Source organism: Ruegeria sp. ABM4_193 (assembly GCF_056158705.1).
In genome coordinates this window covers 126,739-151,715 of sequence record NZ_JBSWTT010000003.1, presented here as the reverse complement: position 1 = coordinate 151,715, position 24,977 = coordinate 126,739, and the positions used below count along the sequence as shown (strand labels likewise).

Annotated in this window: 22 protein-coding genes; 2 read left to right on the top strand and 20 right to left on the bottom strand. The window is 57.5% G+C overall.

The genetic code is table 11. From position 1 onward, the window contains the following. From ACXADZ_RS19045 to ACXADZ_RS19030, 4 genes are read right to left on the bottom strand one after another with little or no spacing between them, the layout of a single operon-like run. A complete protein-coding gene (locus ACXADZ_RS19045) occupies positions 1-2,103 on the bottom strand; it encodes a hydroxysqualene dehydroxylase (protein WP_475198920.1) in 2,103 nt (700 codons plus the stop codon). After that, positions 2,096-2,920, bottom strand: coding sequence for a DUF3237 domain-containing protein (locus ACXADZ_RS19040; RefSeq protein WP_475198918.1), 825 nt, complete (start codon positions 2,918-2,920; stop codon positions 2,096-2,098). Before ACXADZ_RS19040 ends, ACXADZ_RS19045 begins: the two co-directional genes overlap by 8 nt. 14 nt (positions 2,921-2,934) lie before the next feature. Then, positions 2,935-3,819 (bottom strand): encapsulin, encoded by an 885-nt coding sequence (locus ACXADZ_RS19035; RefSeq protein ID WP_475198917.1) that lies wholly within the window; start codon positions 3,817-3,819, stop codon positions 2,935-2,937. A 53-nt stretch (positions 3,820-3,872) separates the two neighbouring features. Continuing rightward, entirely contained in the window at positions 3,873-7,070 is a 3,198-nt protein-coding gene (locus ACXADZ_RS19030) for an adenylate/guanylate cyclase domain-containing protein (RefSeq protein ID WP_475198913.1), read from the bottom strand. A 466-nt stretch (positions 7,071-7,536) separates the two neighbouring features. On the opposite strand from ACXADZ_RS19030, the gene ACXADZ_RS19025 reads away from it, so the two are divergent. Both ACXADZ_RS19025 and ACXADZ_RS19020 read left to right on the top strand, forming a co-directional pair. Further along, the gene (locus ACXADZ_RS19025; protein WP_475198910.1) at positions 7,537-8,235 is read left to right on the top strand and encodes a class I SAM-dependent methyltransferase; all 699 of its coding nucleotides are present in this window, start codon (positions 7,537-7,539) and stop codon (positions 8,233-8,235) included. A 69-nt stretch (positions 8,236-8,304) separates the two neighbouring features. Next, positions 8,305-9,351 carry a glycosyltransferase family 8 protein gene (locus ACXADZ_RS19020; RefSeq protein WP_475198907.1) on the top strand — a complete coding sequence of 349 codons (1,047 nt, stop codon included), beginning with the start codon at positions 8,305-8,307 and terminating at the stop codon, positions 9,349-9,351. Between the two features lie 46 nt (positions 9,352-9,397). On the opposite strand, the gene ACXADZ_RS19015 is transcribed toward ACXADZ_RS19020, so the two are convergent. The 16 genes from ACXADZ_RS19015 to ACXADZ_RS18940 all read right to left on the bottom strand — a co-directional run bounded on the left by ACXADZ_RS19015 (position 9,398) and on the right by ACXADZ_RS18940 (position 24,947). After that, complete coding sequence (locus ACXADZ_RS19015; protein ID WP_171185655.1) at positions 9,398-9,655, bottom strand: hypothetical protein; 258 nt, start codon at positions 9,653-9,655, stop codon at positions 9,398-9,400. A 13-nt stretch (positions 9,656-9,668) separates the two neighbouring features. After that, positions 9,669-10,361, bottom strand: coding sequence for a NapC/NirT family cytochrome c (locus tag ACXADZ_RS19010; RefSeq protein WP_171185653.1), 693 nt, complete (start codon positions 10,359-10,361; stop codon positions 9,669-9,671). A 29-nt stretch (positions 10,362-10,390) separates the two neighbouring features. Next, on the bottom strand, positions 10,391-10,828 hold the full coding sequence (locus ACXADZ_RS19005) for a nitrate reductase cytochrome c-type subunit (RefSeq protein WP_171094559.1): 438 nt from the start codon (positions 10,826-10,828) through the stop codon (positions 10,391-10,393). 12 nt (positions 10,829-10,840) lie between these two features. Next, positions 10,841-11,758 carry a quinol dehydrogenase ferredoxin subunit NapH gene (gene napH, locus ACXADZ_RS19000; protein ID WP_475198901.1) on the bottom strand — a complete coding sequence of 306 codons (918 nt, stop codon included), beginning with the start codon at positions 11,756-11,758 and terminating at the stop codon, positions 10,841-10,843. Next, entirely contained in the window at positions 11,755-12,573 is an 819-nt protein-coding gene (napG, locus tag ACXADZ_RS18995; protein ID WP_171185649.1) for a ferredoxin-type protein NapG, read from the bottom strand. The genes napH and napG overlap by 4 nt, the downstream gene beginning before the upstream one ends. A gap of 27 nt (positions 12,574-12,600) precedes the next feature. Continuing rightward, a complete protein-coding gene (gene napA, locus ACXADZ_RS18990) occupies positions 12,601-15,093 on the bottom strand; it encodes a nitrate reductase catalytic subunit NapA (RefSeq protein ID WP_171094565.1) in 2,493 nt (830 codons plus the stop codon). After that, complete coding sequence (locus ACXADZ_RS18985) at positions 15,090-15,383, bottom strand: chaperone NapD (protein ID WP_171094567.1); 294 nt, start codon at positions 15,381-15,383, stop codon at positions 15,090-15,092. The genes napA and ACXADZ_RS18985 overlap by 4 nt, the downstream gene beginning before the upstream one ends. Next, complete coding sequence (napF, locus tag ACXADZ_RS18980; RefSeq protein ID WP_475198898.1) at positions 15,380-15,895, bottom strand: ferredoxin-type protein NapF; 516 nt, start codon at positions 15,893-15,895, stop codon at positions 15,380-15,382. The genes ACXADZ_RS18985 and napF overlap by 4 nt, the downstream gene beginning before the upstream one ends. A gap of 133 nt (positions 15,896-16,028) precedes the next feature. Beyond that, entirely contained in the window at positions 16,029-16,925 is an 897-nt protein-coding gene (locus ACXADZ_RS18975; protein WP_475198896.1) for an FAD:protein FMN transferase, read from the bottom strand. Next, positions 16,922-17,437: a nitrous oxide reductase accessory protein NosL gene (locus ACXADZ_RS18970; RefSeq protein ID WP_475198893.1), complete on the bottom strand. Its 516-nt coding sequence runs from the start codon at positions 17,435-17,437 to the stop codon at positions 16,922-16,924. The genes ACXADZ_RS18975 and ACXADZ_RS18970 overlap by 4 nt, the downstream gene beginning before the upstream one ends. Beyond that, entirely contained in the window at positions 17,434-18,255 is an 822-nt protein-coding gene (locus ACXADZ_RS18965) for an ABC transporter permease (RefSeq protein ID WP_171094574.1), read from the bottom strand. Before ACXADZ_RS18965 ends, ACXADZ_RS18970 begins: the two co-directional genes overlap by 4 nt. Beyond that, positions 18,252-19,145 (bottom strand): ABC transporter ATP-binding protein, encoded by an 894-nt coding sequence (locus ACXADZ_RS18960; RefSeq protein WP_475198889.1) that lies wholly within the window; start codon positions 19,143-19,145, stop codon positions 18,252-18,254. The genes ACXADZ_RS18965 and ACXADZ_RS18960 overlap by 4 nt, the downstream gene beginning before the upstream one ends. Then, positions 19,135-20,391, bottom strand: coding sequence for a nitrous oxide reductase family maturation protein NosD (locus ACXADZ_RS18955; RefSeq protein ID WP_475198886.1), 1,257 nt, complete (start codon positions 20,389-20,391; stop codon positions 19,135-19,137). The genes ACXADZ_RS18960 and ACXADZ_RS18955 overlap by 11 nt, the downstream gene beginning before the upstream one ends. A gap of 1 nt (position 20,392) precedes the next feature. Next, on the bottom strand, positions 20,393-22,300 hold the full coding sequence (nosZ, locus tag ACXADZ_RS18950; RefSeq protein WP_475198883.1) for a TAT-dependent nitrous-oxide reductase: 1,908 nt from the start codon (positions 22,298-22,300) through the stop codon (positions 20,393-20,395). Positions 22,301-22,314: 14 nt separating this feature from the next. Next, positions 22,315-24,492 (bottom strand): 4Fe-4S binding protein, encoded by a 2,178-nt coding sequence (locus tag ACXADZ_RS18945; protein WP_475198880.1) that lies wholly within the window; start codon positions 24,490-24,492, stop codon positions 22,315-22,317. Next, complete coding sequence (locus tag ACXADZ_RS18940) at positions 24,483-24,947, bottom strand: DUF2946 family protein (protein ID WP_475198878.1); 465 nt, start codon at positions 24,945-24,947, stop codon at positions 24,483-24,485. The genes ACXADZ_RS18945 and ACXADZ_RS18940 overlap by 10 nt, the downstream gene beginning before the upstream one ends. Positions 24,948-24,977 lie beyond the last annotated feature (30 nt).

The window sequence follows — 24,977 nt, the reverse complement described above, 5'->3', positions numbered from 1 at the left end:
TTAACCCTTCTGCGTGATGATCACGCGGGGTTTGCTGTTCTGTGCACGGTCGGAGGCGAAGGGTCCATCCGTCATTGGCAGAGCCCTGGACAGAACATCAGACTGACCGCTGTCGCGACCCAGATCATAGGCTAGATCTTCGGCCACCTCATCTCCGGGGATCGGAAGATCAGCGGTGGGCTCATAGCTAGCCATCAGATCAAAAAGCTCTTTCGGCGGACAAATCATGCGCAGCGCTTCGGCAATGGCCGGGTCTTCGATGATCCCGCCGGGCTTGGAGTATTCAGCAGTCGGTTCCCCAATGACCGCCAAAGGTCCGTCGCCGCCGCGATCAACCCCTGTCGTGTCCTGACCCATTTTGAGTGCAGCCTCAACCGCAACCGCGAACCTGTTGTCCCAAGGCAGACCCGCTTGATAACGCGCGTAGTCATAGGCGCGCAGCGGTTTCAGTATATCAGGCTCGTGCAGGTCCCAGATCTGGCAGGGCTCGGCATCCGACCCGCTGCGTTGCAGGATCGCGTTGACCGCCCGGCGCGCGGCCTCATTCGCTCCTTCCATTGTGGCAAGGTCAGTGAAGGTGCGCACATAATCGGAGGCCAGAAAGAAGTTCGGGATCAATGTGGCCGCATCTGGCCGCAGCCGCCAACTGTTGATGCGGTTGACCAGCAGAGGTTCCACATTGCTTTGTCGTTTGGGATCTTCGGGGTCCTGCACGATGTCGGGGTCGAGGAACCAATAGTGCATATCCTCATCCCGCAGCACAGTCGCGCCATCCACATTGAGGCTGCGCTTGAGCTGCTCCCAAACTTCTTTTGCAATCTCTTCCCGGGTGCAATTGCGCGCGGTCTTGCCGTTTAGACCCGGCTTGTCCCATTCCGAAATATCAATTGAAAGCAGACCCTTGGTTTTGCCTTCAGCCCAGTTGTCAAAGTTGATCCCCGGCCAGAACTGTTTTTGCGACACGGCGGTCAAAGCCCACGGGCTATCGATGAAGATGACGTGGCCGTTGGTCAGCGTGACCTCTTTGGTCAAATAAAACTGAATGCCGTTCATCCACTGCACGTCGTTCGCAAGAAGCGGCAGTTTGGCAAGCGCCGGATCGGCCGCCATCATCTCGGGCGTCAGAAGTGGCGCGATACGTTCGATCGGCATGGCGCTGACGAACCAGTCGCCTGTGACTTTCTGCTCTTTGCCATCCTGTTCGACCGTCGCTCCGGTGATCCGCCCATTTTGGCATTCGATGCTTGTCACCTTGGAGTCGAACTTGTAAACGACCCCCTTGCTTTTGAGGTAATCCAGCCAGGGTTGAATCCAGACAAGGTTTGTGGGCCCGTTCAGCAACCTGTTGCACTGCGGTTCAGGGGTGGCGATGCCCAACTGCAACTGTACAGCAATGTCGCCCACGGTCTTGGTGCTGGCAGTTGTGGCTTTGGCGGCCACCAAAGACCGGGTCAGGCCAATGGCAAGGAACTTTTGATATGCTTCCGAGCGGTCTTCCGCCCCGATGAAATCCCACCATCCGATCCGTTCGTATTCGTCGAACCGGCGTTCTTTGCAGGATGTCGCTATTCGCCACATGCAGGCAACGAAGTGCTCGACATCCTCATATGCGATCTGGTCCCGTGGCGAGAGCGCGAAGGCAATTGTCTTGAACGCATCTGCCACGTCCTTAAGGGTGCGAGGAAATCGCTCGGGCACAATAATGCCGGGCTTGTCAAACTGACTGACCAGAACCTGAGTGGTCGGCACCAGATTATCAAAGCACGTGCCCTTGTCGTAATAAGGCGTGCGGGCCATCGTGTCGGTGATGTGCCGATAGAAGTTTGGGAAGAACCGGAACCCGTGCTCGCCGGGCAACCATGGGCGTTTTACGCCGGGCGGATAGCTGGCCCCGTCCATCTCGGCCCATTTTTCCAGCGCCTTGATGTGCTTCGCCTTCGAGCCGTGATCACCTTCACCTTTCATCACCGGAATGCTGCGTGCCTTGCCGCCGGGGATCATTTGACGTTCGTGGATCTCAACCTCGAACCCGCGTTCAATCAGTTCGTGCGCGGCGCTCATGCCGGCCACGCCACCGCCAAGAATGACAACTTTTTCAGCCATCTGATGTTCCTTTCGCGGAATAGACGTCAAAGCGCAAGGTGATGTCCGACAGGCTGGCTTCGCCGATGCCAAAACCCTGCACCCGGTTCATCCAGCTATAATTCGGGTTCGATGTCAGGTAACGCGGCGCGAGCCGCACAGGGGCCGTGGCGGGCAGGTTACCCTTCAACACTGCGGCGTAACCGTCGGGACCGAATTCACACACGCCGGTATCTTCAAACAGGATCGGCGCACCCCCTTCGGTTGGCTTTATCAACGCTCTGGCATGTAGCAGCCCCACGCCGTCAGGGCGCACGCGCATCCAATCGCCGCCAACCGGTTCAATCATCCCTTTCAGGTGCGGGCCTTCGACTGTTCCGCCTTCTTTGATCGCAAAATGCAGCCAGATACCGTCTGGTGTCTCGCCCGAGATATGAAAGTCGCCGGTGAAGGGCACAGTGAATTTGGCGATATGCTCCAGAACCGGTGACTGCTGCGCTGGCTTTGGCTGTTGCGCAGGTGCCGCACTCGGAGCCGTGTCAGGTCCCGGGTCATATTCGCAACCCCCGGACGTCAAAACCGGACGCCAGTTGAGCGATTTGCCCTGCATCACCGATGGCAAGGTGGCCGCAAAGTGCTGAAGACCTGTTTTGGGATCGCGGTGCAGAGGCCAGCCGCGAATGGCCCGCTCGGGGCCGCCAACTTGCGAACAGATCAGCCGCACAGTGTCATGAGGCGATACGGATGGTCCGGCCTCGATCAAGGCGCGTTTGTCTCCGGCCGCACTGATCGTTTCTGACCAGCGCAGGGTGACACCGCGGTCTGTAAACTCGCGCACGACCAGATCCTCGGTCAGCAGGTGAGAGTGTGGATTGCCTGTTCTTCCTTGATCCGCAGGCGGAATTTTTGTTGCACGCGGAAGACATGCTCGCCTTCGGCCGACGTTTGCAGATACTTGACCGAGATTTCGGATGGCACAACGATTTCAACCGGCGCCCCTTGCAGTGACACAAGCGCCGCTTTGTTTGCGGGTAATGTACCCGAACGCAGCAATGGACCATCCAGAAACGGCAGAATGCTGTCGCGTGGCAGGACCATCGAGTTGTCCATCGGCGTTGTAACAGCCTGGAACAGGCCATTGCCCATCACACAAGCGTATGGGCCTAGATACCCGCGCGATTCCAATTCGTTGATACCCGCAACCACGGCTTCGAATACTTCAGGTCCGGTGTAGGTTTTCTTCTTGGAAGACGACGACCCAGAAGATTTCTCGCCTGCTTCCAGCAAGCCTTCATATTTGCCGCCTCCGGTGACGGTGTAAATCGGCGGCAACGAGGCTGGCGCGCCAGTGGCGGGTTTGGGACCTTCTCCTGTACCGGGTTGACCGTTGAAAATGATGTCATCTTCGACCCGGGCCACAATTGCGGCAGCACGGCGGAACATGATCATGGCTGCCGACAATTCGGGGTCGGCCATTTGCGCACTTTTCAAGTAGACGTTTACTGAAACTGTGGTCAGGCGCGTGGTGTCAAAGTCGTTGACACCAAGACGTTTTGCGGTGCCGTTTTCGTTGTCGATCAACTCAAGCCGATTCAGCGGGACAGATTGCGTGTCAGCCGGCAACGGCCCGTACAGTGGCAGAAAACTTGCGGCCACCCGAGCACGCAGCGCTTCATCATGGACGGCTTTGTTTACAGCGTTCCACTGGTCGTCGCCCCAGTCCAATGCGTCGGTCATTTCAAATCCCTCTTGGTTGTGCTGCCTTCATCGGTGAGGCACTTGGTTTTTGTTCAATTTGCTTCGTTCAGTCGATCCAGAAGTCGCTTGGCCCGATCTTCTTGGACAACAGCGCCGATGCTATTGGCCAACTTCAGCGCCAATTCTGCTTCATCCCGGGCGGCGCCTAATTCTCCGCGTGCGGCAAAGGCTTTGGCTCGCACTCGGTGATATTCCGGTTTGTTCAGTGTTTCTCCGCGTTCCCAGCCCGGGGTGCAGACCGCCTCAAGACGGTCCAGAGCTTTATCGATGTCACCATGGTCGATCATGATTTCCGACAGCACGATCTGATTCTGCGGGAATGTGAAGTTACCGCCCGATTTGGAGATCAGGTTCATGCGCGCTTCGATTTGTTCCGGAACGCCAGCAAGGTTACCTTTTCCGGCCTGTGCAAGGCCCATATAGATGTCCTGCATGGCATGCAGATACAGGAACCCTTCTTCATCCGCGATTTTGCGGGCTTCCTTCATTGTGGCGTCCATTCTGTCCCATTCACCCGCATAGGGCAGGAACATACAACAAGCCCCCATAATATAGACAAGGTTAGGCGCATGGTTCAGCGCTTTGCTTACCTCGATAGACTGAAGGCGTGCGGCTTCGGCGTCGTCGAACTTGCCTTGCTGCCACAACAGGCAACCCTGGATTGCCAGCAATGAGGCCAAGGTCGAGGACTGGGTCATCGGCATCATCGCCATATCAAGTTCGGGCGTGATGAGGGCAAAGGCGCGGTCGATCTGGTGTTCACAATCAGCGAATTCACCTCGGAAGTAGTGAGTAAAGCTAAGGGCTCGGGCCGTCAGAACGTTGGCGACCGGATCTTCGGTCATTCCGGCCATTACATTTAGCGCTTGTCCCATCTCCATGGCATGGTTCATATGACCGCCGACAAAGAAGTTGGTCCAGCGACAGAAGGTAGCCGCAAAAAGCGTCTCTCCATCGCCCAGAGCCTGGGCAAGTTCCATCGCACGGGCGGCTGTTTCCCCGACCTGATCCGCAGACCAGCCATAAATCGCCATATAGGCGGGTAGAATGTTCATCTGAACCCGCAATTCGAATCCATCACGTTCGGCAGTTGCGGGCATTGTTCCGAGATTACGCAGTGCCGCCCGAAATGCCGATATCGCAGGAAGGTTTGCCAGTCGGGACAGGGCCAGTTCTCCAGCCGTGAACCAGTGGGTGACGGCCTCGTTCTTTAGCCCTCCCAAATCGCAGTGATGCGCGATGGTATCAGGGGCAGGGCTGCCAAAGGCCTTGTTCCCATCCAGCAGAGCCTTGGCAATTTTCAGATGCAGTTTTTGCCGGTCTTCCCGCAGCAACGAGTTATAGGCTGTGTCCTGAACCAGAGCGTGGTTGAACGTATAGGTGGCCGATCCTTCATCGCTGGTGGCTAACAAAACACCGGCCGCAATCAATTGCAGCAAGGCGCGCTCGACATCCATGTCAGCCTGCGCGACCGCCTTGATCATATGGGCGGAAAAGCTGCGCCCGATGACGGAACCCAGCTGCGCAACCGGTTTGGCGTTTTCCATCCGGTCAAGGCGCGACATCAACAAATCCTGAAGGGTGGATGGCACGCTGAGTGCGTCCAGAACCTCGGCATTGATAGGTGCGTCGGCGGGCAATTGGTCCAGAACCGCTTTGGTCATTTCTTCGATATACAGAGGCACCCCATCCGCTTTTTCGATGATCTGACGGATCAGAATAACGGGAAGGCTATAGGGTTCGGCCACGCGGCGAACCAGTTCGGACGCTTCGGTGCGTGCTAGCGGTGAAAGATCAACGCTTGTCGCCTTGTCCTGAAAATGCTCGGGCGGTTCGTATTCAGGTCGATGTGACAGAACCACTAGAACGGGGAAGCCAACCAGATTGTTCGCAAGCGCGTCCAGCAGATCCAGAGTGGTTGCATCGGCCCAGTGTAGATCTTCGACCACCAACAGCAACGTGCCACGCCTGTCGCAAATGCTGCCGAGGCTGCGCAGCAGCACGTCCATGGATTTGCGTGCTTTTTTAAGAGGATCCGGTTCGGCAGGAGCACCAGAGTCGATGCCTGCCAAATCCAATAGGACAGGCAAGTCTGTTTCGTTGACTCGTGGGGCGGACTGAACGAAACCAGATATTGCAGCCCGGATATTGTCGTCCGTCTGGTTCCCAGACACGCGCCTTAGTTCACTGACCACGGGGTGCAGGGGAAGGCTGGCCAGATGCGGTGTGCATTGCAGTGTCAGGGGCCTGACCCCAATTGCTTCCGACAGCGACTTGATGAGCCGCGACTTGCCTATACCCGCTGCGCCGCCGACAAGGGCCATTCGGCCTGACCCGTCCTGTACTTCAGACCAGAGCTGCCTCAGGGCCGACAGATCGTCGTTCCGGGCTACAAGCTTGACAGCAGTTCGCCCTGTTCGGGCGTCAAAACGGCTGGTGGATACAGTTTCCTTTAACACGCAATAAACTTTGCGCTGGTTTTCGAAGCCTTTAAGATCGTGGCTGCCACGCGGTTCGAACTCGAATGTGCCTTGCGTAAGGCGCATGGTTTCTGAGGATACAATTACCTCGCCGGGTTCGGCCAACCCTTGTAGCCGGGACGCCAGATTCGCGGTCTCGCCGACCAAGAATTCCTCTGACCCCAGACTTTTCGAGGACACGACGCCCACAACAACCATGCCGGTTGCGATTCCCGCGCGCAGATTCAGCTTTTCGCCGAACTTATTCTCGAGGTTCTGAACTGCCTCGATCGTCTCCAGAACTGCACGCACGGCGCGTTCTGCGTCGTCTTCCATGGCTTTCGGATAACCAAAATACACCATGATTCCATCGCCCTGACGATAGGCCAAATGACAGCCATGCTGTTTCAATGTGCCGATCGCCGTATCCAGATACAGGTTCATAATCTGCATCAGGTCTTCGGGGTCGTACCGTTGGGCCAGTTGGGTGGAACCTACGAGATCACAAAACACCAGCGTCAGTTGCCTGCGTTCAGCCTCGGACCGAACACCATCTTTATTCGAAGTGTCTTTGCTTCTTAGTTCCGCTTGCGCTTTGCGAAACCGTTTTCTTTCCCCAACACTTAATCCAAGGTCGCGCAGTTCCGGGTCTGTCAATTCGTCCAGAAGCAGGTCGTCGACACCTTCTTGCCGGAACATCGAAAGATGATCCTTCAGGCCGGCCAGATTAAGTATTTTGGATATACGTTTTGCCTCAAGGACCCGCGTCATTGTTTTGCGATCCTGCTCATATTTTTCCCCTCATCGCTCCACACGTATATATTGTATTTGCATAGGCAAAAATAGAGAGGAATTTTTATGGAATCCATCTTACGCGGCGGCGCATTCGTTAACGTGTTACCTTGTTTGAAGAATTCCTTTTGAGATTTCAATACTCTTTGGTTTGCTTTGCGTAGAAACCCTGAATTTAAGTTTCAATGTGATCTTTCGAGGTTCATATCACTTTCTTCTATCCAGTTTTAACTTCTTGGCTTCCCAAAAGGGTTCAGATTAAGAAATGAACTCATCCTGCCTGATTGCACGGAAAGAAGGCTGCATGCGCGCTCTACCCGTCGCTGTTGATGATCCACCTTGATTGCGTTCAAAACCAGCAGTTTCGCCAATTGACAATTTCATAACCCTCGCTCAATGCGGTAGGGATGATCGCAAGTCTGAATTCACGGAGCGCGGCCCCAAAATGCCCAATCTCACCCAACTGGCCAAAAAACACGGTACTGACAAAGGGCTGACAGATCTGGCTCATGGTTACACACGGCTGTACCAGCTTCTATTTCACCCGCTTCGGGATAAACCAATTCGGCTTTTGGAAATGGGGTTGTTGCGTGGTGGCCCAGAGGTGCGTGGAAGGCAGGCAGACCGTCAAACGGACCGCGTACCATCGGTCGATATGTGGCTGGAGTATTTTGAACATGCGCATATCACGGGTCTGGATATCTCGGATTTTTCCTGGCGCAGAGGGCCTAGGTTTGAGTTCGTCCAATGCGATATGGACAAACGTGAAAACATCCAAGCTGCGGCCGCTCAGTTTGAACAGCCCTTTGACGTGATCATCGACGACGCTTCGCACGCCTCGCATCATCAGCAATTCGCGCTATTGGAGATGTGGCCAAAACTCAAGGATGGTGGGATTTACATCATCGAGGACCTCCACTGGCAACCGGGCACGTTCGAGAACCCGGATTTTCCCAAGACGGGAGATCTATTCCATGACTTCCAACGCACCCGCAGGTTTGCGCATTCGGATCAGGAGATCGAGCGCGACCTGAACGCCCTTGCGGATGAAATTGGATTTGCCTTCGTCTTCCCCGACAAGTTCAAGCGACGCGGCGCACCCAAAATTCTGGCGATGCAAAAAATTCTTGGCCAGTATGACTGATAACCCACCGCTTGCGGTAGAGTCCGGCCCGATTGTGCGTTCAAGTTGTGGCCCACGGGATTGTTCCCGATGATCAGCGATAAAAAAATGGCCGTGGTGCTGTGCACGGACGAAAACCAGATTTGGCAGGCGGCCTATGCGTTGGTGCGATCTTTCTTGCTCGACACCACCAACGAGATTCAGCATTACCTTTATGTCTCGGCTCAGGTCGATCCGCGGTTGGACGCCCTGTTTTCAAGATATTTTAGGATCGTCTATTGTCTGGACGACATTGTCCCACCCGAAAAATTCAAATCGCATGGTTATGTGTCCCAGGCGACTTTGCTCAGGCTAAAAGCACTGGGCGATCTGTCTCAATTGCACGAATTTGTGCTGTATCTCGATAACGACATCGTGCAGCGCTGGGGGTCGCCGGCTGATCTGATGCGGTTGAAGGGTTTCGAACAGCCCATTGCGGCCGTGGCCGATAACACACGCTGGACGCAGGGTAGGTTCTGGAAAAATGCGGATTTCAACGTGTTACCTGCAGGCGCGCAGCAAAAGTATTTCAATGCCGGTATGTTGTTCGTCAACAGCATGGCTTTGATCGCGGAAAACACCTTTGAAAAGGCGCTTGAAGCGTTAACCAATGCGGCTGATCCTTTGCCTTTGGCCGATCAAAGCGCACTTAACATTGCTGTGGACGGAAACTGGCTGGAGTTGTCACCATCGTGGAATTGGCAGCACTCATACCTGCCGGGCAAGATCATAGCCTTACTGAACCCTCGCTATGTCCACTTTACGGGACCGGTCAAACCCTGGGCTAACACGACCCGAGAAATAGAAGAGATCTATACCCTGTCCCTATTGGCCTTTCTAAAGCATTTCGGACTGGAAGATGTACACAATGCGATGACGGTCGAGAATTATCCGAAGAAACGCCTGACGCATTACATGAAAAGAACACATGGTATTTCAGGAAACACCCTGTCCAGATACGACAAAAGCTTGCCCTACTTTTCAGACGGTACTTTTGCGGATCGCCAATCCGGCATTCTTGCTTTTGGGGCTGATGCCGACAGGCAGGATTTTCCGTTTCCCGACCTTTTTAACTTCTTTGCATTGAAACCTGATTGAACCTTGCGTGCGTCGGTCCCGCCAGAGTGGCGGAACCGGACCAGTGTCAGGCCGTAGCTCCCTTGAGACGAATGGCTGTGCCCAAACTGCCTGCGCAGAGGCCGACCACAATAGCGATCATCAGTTCCAACGCTTCGACGTGCGCGAATTGAAAGCCAGCAAAAACCAGCGTTTCAAACACACCAACCGCACCGCCCAATGCCGCCCCAAGCCACAATTTGCGGGTCATCATGCCAAGGGCCAGCCCCAGAATGCCGGGCAGGCTCAGAATGTTGCCGCCAATGGTTCCCAGTATTTCTAGCATCTCCGCTCCCCCATCAATTCGAGCTGTTGTTCAGGAAGTCGCGGATATCGTCACCCGACGCATTCGCATGTTCTTCCAGAACTTCGCCTTCAAGTCCCGCGGTCACATTCTCATATGTTTCCAGGTAGTTCGGCGGCAGGCTGTGCGCAATGCCCTGATGGCAATCGATGCAGGTCATGCCGGTATCGATGGCGCGCTGGTGTTCTGATGCGGCGCGGGTTTCCTGAATGGTAAAGTCCATATAGTCGAAGTTGTGGCAGTTTCGGCATTCGCGGCTGTCGGACGCCTTCATCTTTTTCCACACGGCAGAGGCCATTGCCAGACGGTGATCCTCGTATTTCTCGGGCGTGCTGATGGTGCCAGCCAACTCGTGATAAACGTCTTTCACGGCCATGATCTTGGCTTTGATCTTGTGGTTCCACTCATCCGGAACGTGGCAATCGGAACAGATCGCACGCACACCAGAGTGGTTGTTGTAGTGGATCGTTTCGCGGTATTCGCCCAGGTTGGTTTCCATCGTGTGGCACGAGACACAGAACTCTTCAGTGTTGGTCAGTTCCAGCGTCCAGTGAAATCCACCCCAGAACAGGATACCGGCCAGAAAGCCGGCCAGGATCAGAAAACCCGAGCTGAACATTACTGCCGGTGTCCATATCGCGTTCCACAGGCGACCCAGCATGCCGCGTTTTTCAGGGGAGTCTGCCATGTTGGTGCTCCTTTCAGTCTTGCGTTGGATCAGTTGCCGGTGGAGGGCTGGAACACGTTTTCGACCAGCGGTGGCGCGTCAGCTTGTGGGACGTGGCATTGGTTGCAGAAGTAACGGGTCCCGGCGATGCGATCCAATTCGCGCCCTTCGCGATCCAGATAATGGGTCATTGAAAGTGTCGGCGCGTTACGCTCACCCGCCTTGGACCAGTCATGGCAGGACAGGCATTGATTGGTTCGCACGTCGATCTGATATTGCTCGATCGAGTGCGGAATCAAAGGCGGCTGCTGACGATAGTTGCGCTGCATGCGCCCTTCCACAGTTTTGTGTATTTGATCCAGCGGGATTGGCTCATCGACTTCCGCACCTCGCAGAGTTTCGACCTGAGCGGATTGGGCAAGGGCCCATCCGCTTAGCAACAATACGGGTAGAAGGGCAATTCCGCCTGTAACGATTGATCTTTTCATCTTGGCACTCCCCTAGATAGGTCTGGCAGCGCGCGTCTCAGGCGCGGCAACTGGATCGGAAGGTTGGACGAGGTGGTCGTCGAACCGGTGAGTAAAGTTAAAGACGTCGACTGCGCAGACATCGATGCAGCGTCCGCAGTTTGTGCAGTCGGGCGATAGGATTACTGGCGTACTTCCGGGCTTGCCCTTCAGCGCCGGTGAGATCACCTGATTTTCCGGACAGACCGCATAGCAATCCATGCAGTCGTCACAGGCGGCGCGATTGGTGGCGCTGACACGTAGCAGGCTTTTTGACCCGATCAGGCCATAGAACGCACCGACTGGGCACAGATGACCACACCAGCCATGACGTGAGACAATCACGTCAAAGATAAAGATCGCGGCAATCATGGCCCAAACAAAGCCCATGCCGAAAACCAGCCCGCGATGGAGCATGGTGATTGGGTTTACCAGCTCCCACGCGATCACACCGCTCAGGCCCGACACAAGCAGGACAGTCGCAAGGATCCACAGGCGCGTGCTGCGCTTGGGCTGCCAACCTTTGGGCAGGTCCAGCTTTCGATGCAGCCAGTTCGCGGCATCGGTCACAGGGTTGATAGGGCAGACCCAGGAACAATAGACCCTGCCACCAATCAGCCCATAAATGGCCAGGACGATCAGCCCGCCAATCAACGCAGTCATCTCGGGCCAATGACCCGCAATGAAGCTTTGTAACAGGATGAATGGGTCAGTCAGAGGTAACACGCCCAGCGTCAGTGATCCCGCCAGGTTTCCTTCCACGATCCAGATGCCAAACCATGGGCCCAGCAGAAATAGGATCAGAAAGAACAGCTGACTTGCGCGGCGCAATAACAGATGGCGATGTGCGCCGATCCAGCCTTTGCTGTCGACAGCCTCCTGACCGACAGGCATATGTGTACGGGTACTCATTGCCCGACCCCGGGCAAATCATAGCCGGGTGCAAACCCGCCCGGAGCGACTAAGTTGTCGGTACCGGGTCCTGGCAAGCGGTCGGGTAGATCGATGATCCCTTCGACCACCGGCGCGCCCTTGGTAGCCTTTTCTTCCCAGCCTTTGCGGTAGTGTTCTGCCGAACGACCACGCGCCAGGCGCGTAGGCAGAACCTTTATGGCGGCTTCGGGTAGAACGCAGCTTTTTTCGCACATGCCGCAGCCAGTGCAGCGATCGGAATGGACGGTCGGAATGAACAGCGCGTGATGACCGGATCGAGTATTATGCTCGGTCTCGAGCGTGATCGCCTCATCAATCACTGGACAAACGCGGTAACAGACATCGCAACGCAGGCCGAGGAAGTTCAGGCAGTTCTCCTGATCGACCAGCACCGCGACGCCCATTTTGGCATCGTCGATATTGTCCAACCCGGGGTCCAATGCCCCTGTTGGGCATGCGGCGACGCAAGGAATGTCGTCGCACATTTCGCAGGGAATATCCCGCGCGGTGAAAAACGGCGTCCCGGTTGCTACCGCATCCGATCCAAGCTCGGCCAGTTTCAGGGTGTCGTAGGGGCAATCCCGCACACACAGACCGCAGCGGATGCAGGCCGACAGAAACTCCTTTTCCGGCAATGCGCCGGGCGGGCGCAAAGCCTCGGCTGGCAGCGCGCGGGCGTCGCGGGCCAGATAGGCCAGCACCGACCCGGCGACAACGCAGCCGCCCGCCGCGCGGGCCGAGTCCTGCAGGAACCGGCGCCGTTGCGGCGAAAGGGGTGTGTCGACAAGAGGCATGGGAATTACCCGTACAATCCTTGCTGGTTACGCACGCTCGACCTTGCAGGCGCACTTCTTGAAGTCGGTCTCTTTCGACAGCGGGCAGGTCGCGTCCAGCGTCAGCTTGTTGGTCAGCTGGTGTTCATCGAACCAGGGCATGAACACCAGACCACGCGGCACTTTGTTCCGACCCCGTGTTTCGACGCGGCTGGTGACCTCGCCTCGGCGGGTAGACAGAACAATTTCTTGCCCACGGCGCAAACCGCGATCCTTGGCGTCTTCAGGGTGCATATACACCACAGCCGACGGATAAGCGCGGTGCAGTTCGGGAACCCGGCGTGTCATCGAGCCCGAGTGCCAATGCTCCAAAACGCGACCCGTTGACAGCCACAGATCGTACTCCTCATCGGGCACTTCGGCGGCAGGTTCGTACGGTGCAAAGATGATCTTGGCCTTGCCGTCTTTGTGACCGTAGAACTTCACATCCGCGCCTTCGGGTACGTAGGGGTCATAGCCTTCGCGGAAGCGATAGAGCGTTTCCTTACCGTCCACGACCGGCCAACGCATGCCGCGCGCCTGATGGTACATGTCGAACGGAGCCAAATCGTGCGCGTGGCCACGTCCGAAATCGGCATATTCCTCGAACAAGCCTTTCTGGACGTAGTAACCGAAATGCTCGGCATCGTCGTTGTCGAAGCCTTCCGCGGTTTCGGACAGCGGGAATTGGTCAACCTTGCCATTGGCGAACAGCACGTCATACATGGTCTTGCCGCGATGTTCGGGCATCTTGGCCAACAGCTCTTCGCCCCAAACCTCTTCGACGGTGAAGCGTTTCGAAAACTCCATCAACTGCCACAGGTCTGATTTGGCCTCACCCGGTGCTGGTACTTGTTGCCGCCAGAACTGTGTGCGGCGTTCTGCATTGCCATACGCGCCTTCCTTCTCGACCCACATCGCGGTGGGCAAGATCAGGTCGGCGGACACCGCTGTAACTGTCGGATAGGGATCAGACACGGTGATGAAGTTTTCCGGGTTGCGGTAACCGGGATAACCTTCTTCGTTGATGTTGGGTGCGGCTTGCATGTTGTTGTTGCACTGAACCCAGTAAGCGTTCAGCTCACCATCTTTTAGCTTGCGGTGCTGCAGCACGGCGTGGAAGCCGGGCTTGGGAGGAATTGTCCCTTCCGGGATGTTCCAAGCAGTCTCGCAAATCTTCCGGTGCTCATCATTTGCGACGACCATGTCGGCGGGTAGGCGATGGGCAAAGGTGCCGACCTCGCGCGCGGTACCACAAGCCGAGGGCTGGCCGGTCAGCGAGAAGGGCGAGTTTCCGGGTTCCGATATCTTACCCACCAGCAGGTGAACGTTGTACATAAGCGAGTTCACCCAGGACCCGCGTGTGTGCTGGTTGAAGCCCATGGTCCACAGGCTCATGACCTTGCGGGTTGGGTCTGCATATTGCTGCGCCAGTTTCTCCAGCTTGTCGGCAGGGACGCCCGACAATTCAGAAGTGTATTCCAGCGTGTAGGGCGCGACAGCCTCGGCGTATTCCTCGAAACTGATGGTTTCCAGCTTGCCCGAGTTCGGGTTCGCGGCTTCCTGCTGCAACGCATTGGTTTCACGCAGGCCATAGCCGATATCCGTTGCGGTTTTGGTGATATTGACGTGGTTTCGCACGAAATACTCGTTCACCGCACCATTCTGAATGATGTAGTTGGCGATATAATTCAGGATTGCCAGGTCTGTCTGTGGCTCGAACACCATGCCGTTATCGGCCAATTCGAACGAGCGATGCTCGAAGGTCGACAGCACATGCACCTCGCATCCCGGCTTGGTCAGGCGGGTATCTGTCAGGCGCGACCACAGGATCGGGTGCATCTCAGCCATGTTCGAACCCCACAGCACGAAGGTGTCCGCGTGTTCGAGGTCGTCATAGCAGCCCATCGGCTCATCGATGCCGAATGTGCGCATGAAACCCACAACGGCCGAGGCCATGCAGTGACGTGCGTTGGGGTCGATGTTGTTCGAACGGAAGCCCGCCTTCATCATCTTGGCGGCGGCATAGCCTTCCCACACCGTCCACTGACCTGAGCCGAACATGCCGACGCTGGTCGGGCCTTTCTTGGCCAGGGCCTCTTTCCATTTGGCGGCCATGACATCAAAGGCTTCATCCCAGCTGACGGGCTCGAATTCACCGTTCTTGTCGTATTCGCCGTTGGTTTTGCGCAGCAGTGGGGTGGTCAGGCGATCCTTGCCGTACATGATCTTGGAGAGGAAGTAGCCCTTGATACAGTTCAGACCCCGGTTCACCGGCGCGTCCGGGTCCCCTTGGGTGGCGACCACACGGCCATCTTTTGTGCCGACCAGAACCGAGCAGCCTGTGCCGCAGAACCGGCAGGCGGCCTTATCCCAGCGAATATCGGGTGCACCGGTCTGAGCATTGGCCTGGCCGGCCGCCATGGGAATGCCGGCGGCCGATGCCGTTGCGGCAGCGGCAGATGCCTTCAGGAAAGTGCGGCGGGATTCAGAAACAGTCATTGCATGGGCCTCCTGCTGGTCGGTTGGCTTTGGGCATTGGATTGCGGAGATGCCTCCGCGAGATCTTCGAAATGGTGATAGGTCAGCGACAGTGAGATAACGCCGGGAATCTGATGCAGATCCATGATGGTTTCCGAGGCCAGCCGGTCGGCGGTATCCTCGACAACCACCACAAACCGACCATCTTCGGCTTCGGCATGAACCTCGACGCCTTGGGTGCCGGTCATGGCCGCGCGCGCGGCGTCGGTGTGATCGGGGGCGATGTGGACGAGACAGCCACAGATGTTCATTGGGTCACCTCCGGGTGTTGTGGGGTGGGACGGTGAAGCGCTATGGCCCCGGCGGGACATGCGGCGGAACAGCTGCCGCAACCGATACAGACTTCGGTATCAAGCGCAGGTTCCGCACGTCCGCCCAGTTGTAGGCGAAAGCGGATGGCGTCTTGCTCGCAATTGTCCTGGCACAAACGGCAGCTCACCCCGTTCATAGACAGGCAGTTTTCGGCCTCAATCTGCGCGCGCCAAGGCCACTCGGCGACAAGCTCGGGCAAAAGCGCCGGTGTCGGGCACGCGCCAGCGCATTCACCACACAGGGTGCAGCCGCCTGCGGAAAGATCCAGAACCGGAAAACCACTGTCGTCGAAAGTGATGACGTCTTCGGGGCAGGCTTCGGCGCAATCCTCACACCGTGTGCACAGTTCCGCAAAGTCCGACACGGCAGCGCCCGGCGGTCGGATCGCGTTGCGATCTTCCAGAAGGATGCGCGCGCTTAGGAAAGCGCGTCTACTCGTCATCTGGCTCATTGCTGGTGACTCGAAGTTGGATAATTTCGTTCGCGTGTTTGTTTTCATAACCGCCCCATCGTGGTCGCGATTTGACCTAAGTCATATTTGTTCAGAAATTTTATTGATCACTTTGAGACTTGAAGGGGGATTTTCATGCGTCTAATTCGATCCGGGCGCCTGGAAACTGCCGCGCGATTTTGTTCGCTTGCCGGTATGGAGCGGCACAAAGTGCGGTCGATAGACCATCCGCCAGACTGGCGTCCGGGGCAGAAATCGAAACCGTCCTGTTGTCGCGCGCTGGCCCGTTTGGGGTGATGATGTGGCCAAGTCCAGGGCCCAGTTCTGAGCTTAAGGACGACGATGTGGCAACTGCACGGTTCTGCAACGAAATGCGTTTCAACACTCTTTGATCCGGTGCGGCGATACCGACGTTCCAGGGGGTGCCATCGCCTCGCGTGCCCAAAGCGGCGACCTCTCCCATGTTTACCAGAACATCGCGCAAACCAAATCCACGCAGAAGTGCTGCGATCCGATCTGTAATTGCGCCCTGTGCGATGCCGTTCAGCGTCAGCGCTGACTGACCGGGTACAGGCAGGCGCACTACTGAAGTATCGAAATAGACTTTTTCCCAACCGATTAGCTGTTGAACTTCATCCAGATTTTCAGAAGGGGGCTGCGTCGCCATTGCCGACCACAGAGGTTGTACGCTTGGATCAAACGCACCTTCCGAAGCCCGATGCAAAGCTGTGCATAAGCCCAGTACACTCAAAAACTCAGGAGCCGGTGCGTTCAGTACACCATGCCTGTTTAATTGGTAGATCTGCGAGTCAGGACGATAGAGGCTGAAGATGTCCTCTAACCGAGTTATCTCGGATTCCACGGCCTTAATGATTGGCGCAGCGTCGGTATGAGACAGTCCGACCAGCCGCAGACTTGCGGCGGCACCAAGCGCAGTTCCATTCCACCGTGCATCCGACGCCCACGCCGGGCCGGACACAGAACAGGCAGCTGAGATGAACAAAAACCGGCGGCGTGTCAGGGCAGTCATACGGGTGTCTCCAGCGGTAGATCAAGATCAACAGGACCAAGCACTTCGGCATCCGGGATGTCTGACAGGCTCATTGCCGCGCCGCCGTAAATAGTGATGAAGGATTCGGCGTCTGTAGGACTGGCAAACGGCACCACCTCTCGCGCACCCATGCCGCCAGCGACATTGGCACCGACAACAAAGGTCGCACCATCTGCGGCGATCCAGTTCGAAATTCCAGGCTGACGCCAGCTTGGCGCGACGCCCATGTCGCTGACGTATACAGCCGTTATTTCTGCATCACGTTCGGGGCTTTTGAGGTATGCCACCATGTCACGCACCTGCGCAAAAAACAGCGGAGCGGGGTAGCCTTCCAGATGGATCTGACCCTTAGGGCCGCCATGCTTGGCAATGTTCATCTGGCAGAAATAGCTCAGCGCGTCTGGTGTCAGATCAACCGGATTGGGGGCCTCTGCGACCTCTTCTTTGCAGGCCGCCAGCGCGACCAGCGCGATTAGGGCGAGATGTTTCATGGTTCAACCCTCCGAAATGCAAGCCGCGCGAGGGCGAAAGCCACCACGGGCCAGATCAGCAGTGACGCAGGTGCTGCCCAGACGGGAAGGGCCTGCGCAGCCCCGGTCATGCCGGATGCCATGGCCACGCCCTCAGTCGCGGCGATGTTCCACAGTCGGAATGCGTCCGCCGGGTTGGCCACCATCACCCATGGAAAGACGGATTGGGTGAAGCTGCCGCCCTTGTCCATGACGACAGCCCCCAACAGGCCCAGATCATAGAGGACGACAAAAACCAGCCAAAGCCCGGCCGACAGACCCGCCGCCGCCGTGGCCCCTTTTGCCAGGGCGGACAGCAGGTATCCCAGCGCCAGAAAGACAGCGCCCAGCAGGATGGATGTGAGGATCAGACGCGCCAGAGCCAATAGGCTTTCTGGCCCAGCGCCACCAAAGAACGCGGCTACAGCGCCAGCGGTGCCGAAGCCTACGGCCATGGCAAAGGACAATGCGGCCAGATGTGCTGTGAACTTACCCAACAGGATTTCTCCACGTCCTGCCGGGTAGGACAAAAGCAGCGACAGGCTGCCCCGGTCCACGTCGCCCGCAATGGCGTCGAACGAGATCATAAGCGCCAGCAAGGGGGCAAGATAGACCGACAGCGTAGTCATAGACGCGACCGAGACGGTCAGCATGTCAACGCCCAGTGTGCCAGTTGGAGCGCTGCCTGCGAAAGTCAGCGCCAAAGCGAACAGCACCATGATCAGTGTGGCGACCAGCAGCCAGCGGTTGCGGCGCAGGATCAACATTTCGGTGCGGGTGATGGCGAGGAAACGGGTCATTTCAATTCCTCCTGTGCGTAATGGCGATAGAGGTCTTCCAGTTTCGGCGGTGTCATCTCGACATCCGCCACCGCGTCGCCCATACCAGCGATGCGGCGCAGGGCTTCCATCTTGTCGGCTGGGCTACAGAGTAGTTCCACCGACGCGCCGTTGATGCGGCTGCCGCTCAATTCGGCGGCCAAGGCATCAGCATTGACGCTGGCGCGTACTTTCAAGCGGATCGGTAGACCGGCCAGCGCCGAAAGGTTGTTCAGCGTGTCGTCAGCCACCATCCGGCCTTTGCGCATGATGGCGATCCGGTCGGTGCGAGCCTCGACCTCGGTCAGCGCGTGGGATGCGATCAGCACGGCGGTGCCTTGGGCAGCCAGCTCGTCGATGATGGCATAAAGGTCCTGCCGAGAAATCGGGTCCAGCCCGCTTGTCGGCTCATCCAGCAACGCCACTTTTGGCTGGCCCAGTAGCACCTGCGCCAGGCCCAGACGCTGCCGCATGCCTTTGGAATAGGCTCCGATCCGCTGGTCCAGCGCGTCGCTCAGGCCAACGCGTTCCAGAAGGCCGGGCACATCAGCTTTTGCGCCGGACAGTTTCGCAAACAGAGTCAGTTGCTCGCGGCCTGTCAGGGCCGGGTGAAACGACACCGCCTCGGGCAGATACGCCGTCTCGCGCCGCGCTTGGGCGCTACCGGGGGCGGCTTCTCCAATCCGGATTGTTCCACCGTTGATCGGAGTCAGGCCGAGGATGGATTTGATCAGAGTCGACTTGCCCGCGCCGTTGTGGCCCAGCAGCGCGACGCGCTGACCGGGGGCAAGAGACAGGGTGATATCGTCAAGAACGCGGGTTTTCCCTCGATCCTTGAGAACATGGTCAATCGTCAGGGCCTTATCCGTCATGAGGCACCTTTTTCATAGCTGGGGGTTCAGGGGCTTGCATCAGTGGATTGCTGTCCATCACACCCCCCGGCAGCAGTGCCGGGAAGGCCGATTGAGACCAGCGCACCAGCTGCACGGCGGGTGAGCCGAGCAACAATTTGGCTGCGGGTTGGGTCCACAGCACATGGTCCATCGAGTCATTGGGGCGATAAGGGGCATCGGCGATGCCGTTGCCATCCACATCATAGGCAGCGAAATCGGACCAGTAATTTCCGCGCCCGTCTTCAGACCACTCGACCCATTTGGTCGAGACGTATTTTACCTGCGTCCGGTTTCCGATGAAAGAATTGCCAACGATGCGGTTGCGCTCGCTGCCAGCGGTGAAATGGATGCCGATGCCGCATCCCTGGAACCAGTTGTCGGTGAATTCGTTCTTGTTCGAGTTATACAAGAAGGTGCATTTCTCTTTCGCGCCTTTCACAACGTTGCCGGTGATGACGCTCTTGTTGGCATAGTTCAGCATCACCCCGTGTTCGCGATCACCAATCGAGACATTGTTGGCCACGGTCACATTGGTCGTGAACATCACCGCGAAGCCCAGATCGTTACCGATCGAGACATTGTCACTGACCACCGAATTGTCGGCATACATGTAATGCACGGCAAAACGCAGGTCGCGAAACAGGTTTCCTGTAAAGGTGTTCTTCTTGGACGAGTTCACAAAGATTCCGTCGCGACCGTACCGGATGTCATTGTCTTCGACCCGCGCACCCGGCGCATTCCAGACATAAACCCCGTTGCCGCGTTCGTTCATACGCTGGTCCTGCCGCCCTTCGATGCGGTTGCTGCGCACGATGCTGTCCTTTGCCCCGTGGATGTCGATCCCGTAGAGATTGCCCAACAGCACGTTATCCTCGACCACCGGCGCGTAGGCCGTCTTGGTCAACTGAATGCCGCTGTCGATCCCGTCATGGTTCGAGCCTGAGCCGATCACCGTTAGTCCGCGCACTGTCACGCCAGGCCCGGTCACGGTGATGACGCTGCCTTCGCCTTGACCGTCAATGGTGGCTTGTCCCAGCCCGTCAAGGGTAACGGGCCGGTCTAGAACCAGCGTTTCAGTGTAGACACCGGGGCGCAGGCGGAGGGTATCTCCATCCGCCGCCTGCGCCAGTATCTCGTTGATGGCCCCCGCCCGGTTGGGCACATCCCAATCCGCCGCCCAAAGAGGCGAGCCGAGCAGGAGCGGTATGAGCAGGGACCAACGCATTTTATGCACTCCGGGGTTCAACAAACATCCGGCCGCGCATTTCCATGTGCAGCGCGTGGCAGAACCACTGGCAATAGTACCAGTGCACACCTGGACGGTCGGCGATGAAGGTGACCGAGGCGGTGGCCTGCGGCCCGATCTCCATCGCGATGCCAAAGTTCGACAGACACAGCCCGTGGGTCACGTCGTCCACATCATCCAGGTTGGTGACATAGATCGTAACCTCGTCACCCTGTTTGACGGTGAACTTCTCCATGCTGAACACGGGTGCGGTCGAGGTCATGTAGACGCGGACCTTGTTGCCGTCCCGGATGGGTTCTTCGGCACCTTCGTCCAGATCGACACCATCTGCCTCGGCCTGTTTGCGGGCATCTTCCCACATCGGATCATTGCGATCCCAGACATTGACGGGGTTCACCTTGGACCGGTGCACGAGGATCGAGTCGTGCGGTTCCGCGAAGGTCGGGCCATCATGAACCACCTTCATCTTGTCACCTGAGATGTCGATCAACTGCTCGTTTTCCGGCTTCAGCGGACCTACGTTCAGGAAGCGGTCCTTCGAGAACTTGTTCATCGAAATCAGCCACTTGCCATCTGCTTCGGCGGTCTCACCCATCGATGTCGAGTTGTGGCCGGGCTGATACTGCACATCCACTTTGTCGAGGATCGGATCAACGTCCGAACCACCATAGGCTTCGATGGCCTTGGCGATGTCCCATTTCACCACCTGGCTGTCCAGGAACAGGGTGGTATAGGCGTTGCCCTTACCGTCGAACGCAGTGTGAAGCGGGCCAAGACCCAGCTGCGGTTCCGCAACGATGGCCGAGCGTGGATCAGCGTTGTCAGCAAACAGAGCGTCGACTTTTTCCACATCAATCACGGACACGGTCGGCGACAGTTTCCCGTTGATCATGATGTGTTTCTTGTCGGGTGCTGCGTTCACACCGTGTGGCGAGTTCGGGATCGGGATATAGCGGGTCAGGTTGCCACCGGCCTCTTTGCGCCCGTCCACGACCTTGACGCCGTTCAGTTCCTGATAGTTCCCGGCAGCCACAGCCTCTTCGATGCCTTTGAGGTTGAACACGACCACGTGGTCCAACTCGTTCTCGGTCATCTCGGCCAGGTTCATCCCCATTTCAGAGTTATATGAGGTCGAGAAGGCATATTTGCCCTGATAGTCGCAATCGGTGTTGTCGAGGTTGCCCGACACCATCACCTGCCATGCGATTTCCATCGTATCACCGTCGATGGCGGTGAAGATGTTCACGTATTGCGACGGATCGTCGAGAATCTGGCCGTCATTAACCAGTGGTGCTTCGTGCTCACCGTTAGCGAAGATGTAGCCGGTGCGCGGGTATTTCTGCGGGCGCAGGCCGTGGATGTCATGTGCGTTCGGGATCTCGATGATCTTGTCGCATTTCATCACGTCACAGCGCACACGGGCAACACGGGTGTTCGCCTTGTCGTTCATGAACAAATAGCGACCGTCATAGGTGCCATCGGTGAAAGACATATGCGGGTGGTGCAGGTCGCCGTTGTCATAAGTGACTTTGCCGTTTGCGGCCAGATATTCCTTGGTTTCGGGCAGCAGGCCCTCGGTCAGGATTTTCAGCAATTCATTGGTCTGGCCCCAGCCGGTGGCCGAGCAGCGGTTGAACACCGGAACGCGCATCAGTTCGCGCATGGACGGCACACCGAGGATACGCAGCTCACCGGTCTGGCCCGAGGACCAGAAGCCGTAATATTCGTCCAGCTCGCCCGGTTCCAGATGCGCGTTCGCAGCAGCACTTGCCTCGCGCGCGGTCATCAGGGTTGATCCCAGACCGGTCCCGGCAATCACCGCGCCGGTGGCGGTTGCCCCCAGCATCCCGCGGCGTGTGATGTTCAGTTTCTTATCGTGTTCCGACATGATCGTTCCTCCTTTTAGGAAACGGATTGCGGTTTGGCGTTCGGATGGTTCGCCGGTGGTTGCCCGAGGGGGGCCTTAGGTGTGACCGACCCTGTCTTGGCCCGCCGTTTCAACTGGCGGATAACGACGGGACATTTGTCCTCGGACTGGTAGAGCACCTGACAATGCAGGCAGGTGACGCACTCGTTCGGATTGATCTCGCCTGTGGGGTGGATCGCCTGAACGGGGCATTCGTTGGCGCAGGTCTGACAAGGGGTGCCGCAATCCTTGTAACGGCGCAGCCAGTCGAACATGCGGATACGAGCGGGGATCGCGAGCGCCCCGCCCAGCGGGCAGAGGTAGCGGCAGTAAAACCGTTCGATGAACAGCCCGATCCCCAGCAGAGCCAGTGCAAAGACCACAAAAGGCCAGTCGCGCATGAATTTCAGAATGATCGCGGTCTTGAACGGTTCAATCTCGGCATAGGTTTCTGCCAGCGGGATCGACACAAAGCTTAGGCCAAAGAGGCCAAGGAAGATCATGTATTTCGCGGGCCATAACCGTTCGTTCAGGCCCCAGGGCAGGGTCCATTGCGGGACCTTCAGCGCCCTCGCGATCTTGTTGGTCAGTTCCTGCAGCGCGCCGAACGGGCACAGCCAGCCGCAATAGGCACCGCGCCCCCAAAACAGCAGCGCTGCGGCAACGGCGAACCATTGGATGAAAACCAGTGGGTCCAGAAGGAAGGCATCCCAGCTGAAACCGGTACGCAGGCTGCCTGCCAGTGCCATCAGGTTGACCACGCTCAGCTGCGCATTGGCGTACCAGCCGATGAAGAACAGCGTTAGGGTCAGGTATCCGATGCGGAACCAGTAGAAGACGCGCGCGTTCATAGTGGCGTGGAACTGGAAGAAGAATGTCGCAGTCAGCACCAGAAGCATTGCACCCAGAACCGCGATCTCGATTGTGCGGTCCTTCCAGATGCGCTGCCACAGGGCAGCTTTGGCGGCAGCTTCGCCGGTGGCGTCATCGACCACCACGGGCGCGGCGACCGGCAGCAGGTACTGTTCCGGCAGCTTGTAGCCCAGGTCAAAGGTTAAGAACGTCTTTTCGACAGCACCAATCGCGCGCTGTACCAGCAGTTGAAGGCGGAACGGCTCAGCCGGATCAAACTCGGCATCAGCAGGGATTTTGAAGATGTCCAATTCCGTGAAACTCGGCGCATCCGACGCGGCAACTGTGCCCAAACGGCGCTGTTGCTTGTCAAAGAACCGAACCGAGCTGTCGTCCTGGATCAGCTGGATTCGGTCAAATATACCGCCCCGCACATAGCCTGAACCCTTGAAGCTGTAAGCTCCGCGACCCAGCACCAGAATGGCCTGCTCGCCTTCTTCCAGCCAGTTTACAAGGTTCTGGTATTCTGCCGCACCCAGCAGCGACTTGCCGATCGATGGGACCGAAACCAGCGCCATATGCATGTCGATGAAGGTGTCATCGGGTTCGCCCGGTTCTGGGCGTTTGATCGCCCGTTGATCGCCGGTTGCTTCAAACGCTGCGTTGACCTGCCCGATATCCAGCGTCAACCGCCGTACCGATCCGTCCCCGGACAGGGTGGTCCAGTCAAAGACCTCGTCCTGTGCCATATCGACTTCGCGTTTCGGCCCATCAGCTTGTAGCGGAGACAGCCCGCCCAACCCCAGCGCGCGCGCCACCTTAATGCCGCCGCGCACAAGGCTGTCGTCGATGACCATGATCGTGACCGTCGCGCCCGAGATGATGTCGAGGTCATGCCCCTCGCCACCGGTTTCGGCCTCGACCTTCAGGTCCAGACCGGCATAGCCTTCGGTCAGCTCGACCATGCGGGAATTGGGGATCCCGATCAGAACGATGGGTTCCGAATGCTTGACCAGTTGCACGCCCGTCAGCACCGCATTCTCATCGATTCCGGCAACCACATGGATGGGTTTGCCGGAATATCCCGTCGTGCCCACAAAATCAGACGTCAGGAATGCCCAGGCAATGGTCTCGCCATCCTTCGTGATCGGCGCGACCGGAATGTCATCGCGCACCGGACCAAATGCATCGGCACCGGGGGCCAGATCGGCGGGTTCAATCTCACGCAGGAAACTGGCCAGACTGTCGGCATGGGCGCTGATCGCAATCAGGCAGGACAGGGAGAACGCCAGCAGAAAATGGATTGCGCGACTTACGACCACGGCGCACCTCCGATTATTTGGGTGGACGCCATGGACGCGCGCAGGGCGCGTTCAGATTCTTCTTCGGTCGCAAACGGGGGGCCTCGGGTTTCGGGCCACAGTCGTTTCGAGTTATAGTAAATACACGGATCACCAATCCCAGGGCGTGCAATTTGCAGGGTGCGGTCCGCGATCAGCAGCGGAGTGTCTGGCACAGGTCCTGCCGTCGTTACCGCGCATAGCGCACAGTCGGCGCATTTCGGGCAGGGCGCGGTTGGATCGGTGCTTTCCTCCTCAAGGTCGACCTCAACCCAAACCGCGCCTGCCTCCGAGCAGATCTCCACCCACATGCTTTGTCCGGGACTCGCCAGCGCCGGAGCAAGCATTTGCAACAACAGAAGAAGGATGCCCGCCACTCCACATGCCGCACGCAAGACGCGGTCAGGGAGGATGTGGAGAAAGTGAAAGGCGGACATGGAGAATCCAACTCGGAAGTCTTTCCTGAA

Bases quoted from the DNA above. Each gene is read 5' to 3' on its own strand.
- ACXADZ_RS19045 (WP_475198920.1), bottom strand. From the start codon at position 2,103: ATGGCTGAAAAAGTTGTCATTCTTGGCGGTGGCGTGGCCGGCATGAGC.
- ACXADZ_RS19035 (WP_475198917.1), bottom strand. From the start codon at position 3,819: ATGACCGACGCATTGGACTGGGGCGACGACCAGTGGAACGCTGTAAAC.
- ACXADZ_RS19030 (WP_475198913.1), bottom strand. From the start codon at position 7,070: ATGACGCGGGTCCTTGAGGCAAAACGTATATCCAAAATACTTAATCTG.
- ACXADZ_RS19025 (WP_475198910.1), top strand. From the start codon at position 7,537: ATGCCCAATCTCACCCAACTGGCCAAAAAACACGGTACTGACAAAGGG.
- ACXADZ_RS19020 (WP_475198907.1), top strand. From the start codon at position 8,305: ATGATCAGCGATAAAAAAATGGCCGTGGTGCTGTGCACGGACGAAAAC.
- ACXADZ_RS19015 (WP_171185655.1), bottom strand. From the start codon at position 9,655: ATGCTAGAAATACTGGGAACCATTGGCGGCAACATTCTGAGCCTGCCC.
- ACXADZ_RS19010 (WP_171185653.1), bottom strand. From the start codon at position 10,361: ATGGCAGACTCCCCTGAAAAACGCGGCATGCTGGGTCGCCTGTGGAAC.
- ACXADZ_RS19005 (WP_171094559.1), bottom strand. From the start codon at position 10,828: ATGAAAAGATCAATCGTTACAGGCGGAATTGCCCTTCTACCCGTATTG.
- napH (WP_475198901.1), bottom strand. From the start codon at position 11,758: ATGAGTACCCGTACACATATGCCTGTCGGTCAGGAGGCTGTCGACAGC.
- napG (WP_171185649.1), bottom strand. From the start codon at position 12,573: ATGCCTCTTGTCGACACACCCCTTTCGCCGCAACGGCGCCGGTTCCTG.
- napA (WP_171094565.1), bottom strand. From the start codon at position 15,093: ATGACTGTTTCTGAATCCCGCCGCACTTTCCTGAAGGCATCTGCCGCT.
- ACXADZ_RS18985 (WP_171094567.1), bottom strand. From the start codon at position 15,383: ATGAACATCTGTGGCTGTCTCGTCCACATCGCCCCCGATCACACCGAC.
- napF (WP_475198898.1), bottom strand. From the start codon at position 15,895: ATGAGCCAGATGACGAGTAGACGCGCTTTCCTAAGCGCGCGCATCCTT.
- ACXADZ_RS18975 (WP_475198896.1), bottom strand. From the start codon at position 16,925: ATGACTGCCCTGACACGCCGCCGGTTTTTGTTCATCTCAGCTGCCTGT.
- ACXADZ_RS18970 (WP_475198893.1), bottom strand. From the start codon at position 17,437: ATGAAACATCTCGCCCTAATCGCGCTGGTCGCGCTGGCGGCCTGCAAA.
- ACXADZ_RS18965 (WP_171094574.1), bottom strand. From the start codon at position 18,255: ATGACCCGTTTCCTCGCCATCACCCGCACCGAAATGTTGATCCTGCGC.
- ACXADZ_RS18960 (WP_475198889.1), bottom strand. From the start codon at position 19,145: ATGACGGATAAGGCCCTGACGATTGACCATGTTCTCAAGGATCGAGGG.
- ACXADZ_RS18955 (WP_475198886.1), bottom strand. From the start codon at position 20,391: ATGCGTTGGTCCCTGCTCATACCGCTCCTGCTCGGCTCGCCTCTTTGG.
- nosZ (WP_475198883.1), bottom strand. From the start codon at position 22,300: ATGTCGGAACACGATAAGAAACTGAACATCACACGCCGCGGGATGCTG.
- ACXADZ_RS18940 (WP_475198878.1), bottom strand. From the start codon at position 24,947: ATGTCCGCCTTTCACTTTCTCCACATCCTCCCTGACCGCGTCTTGCGT.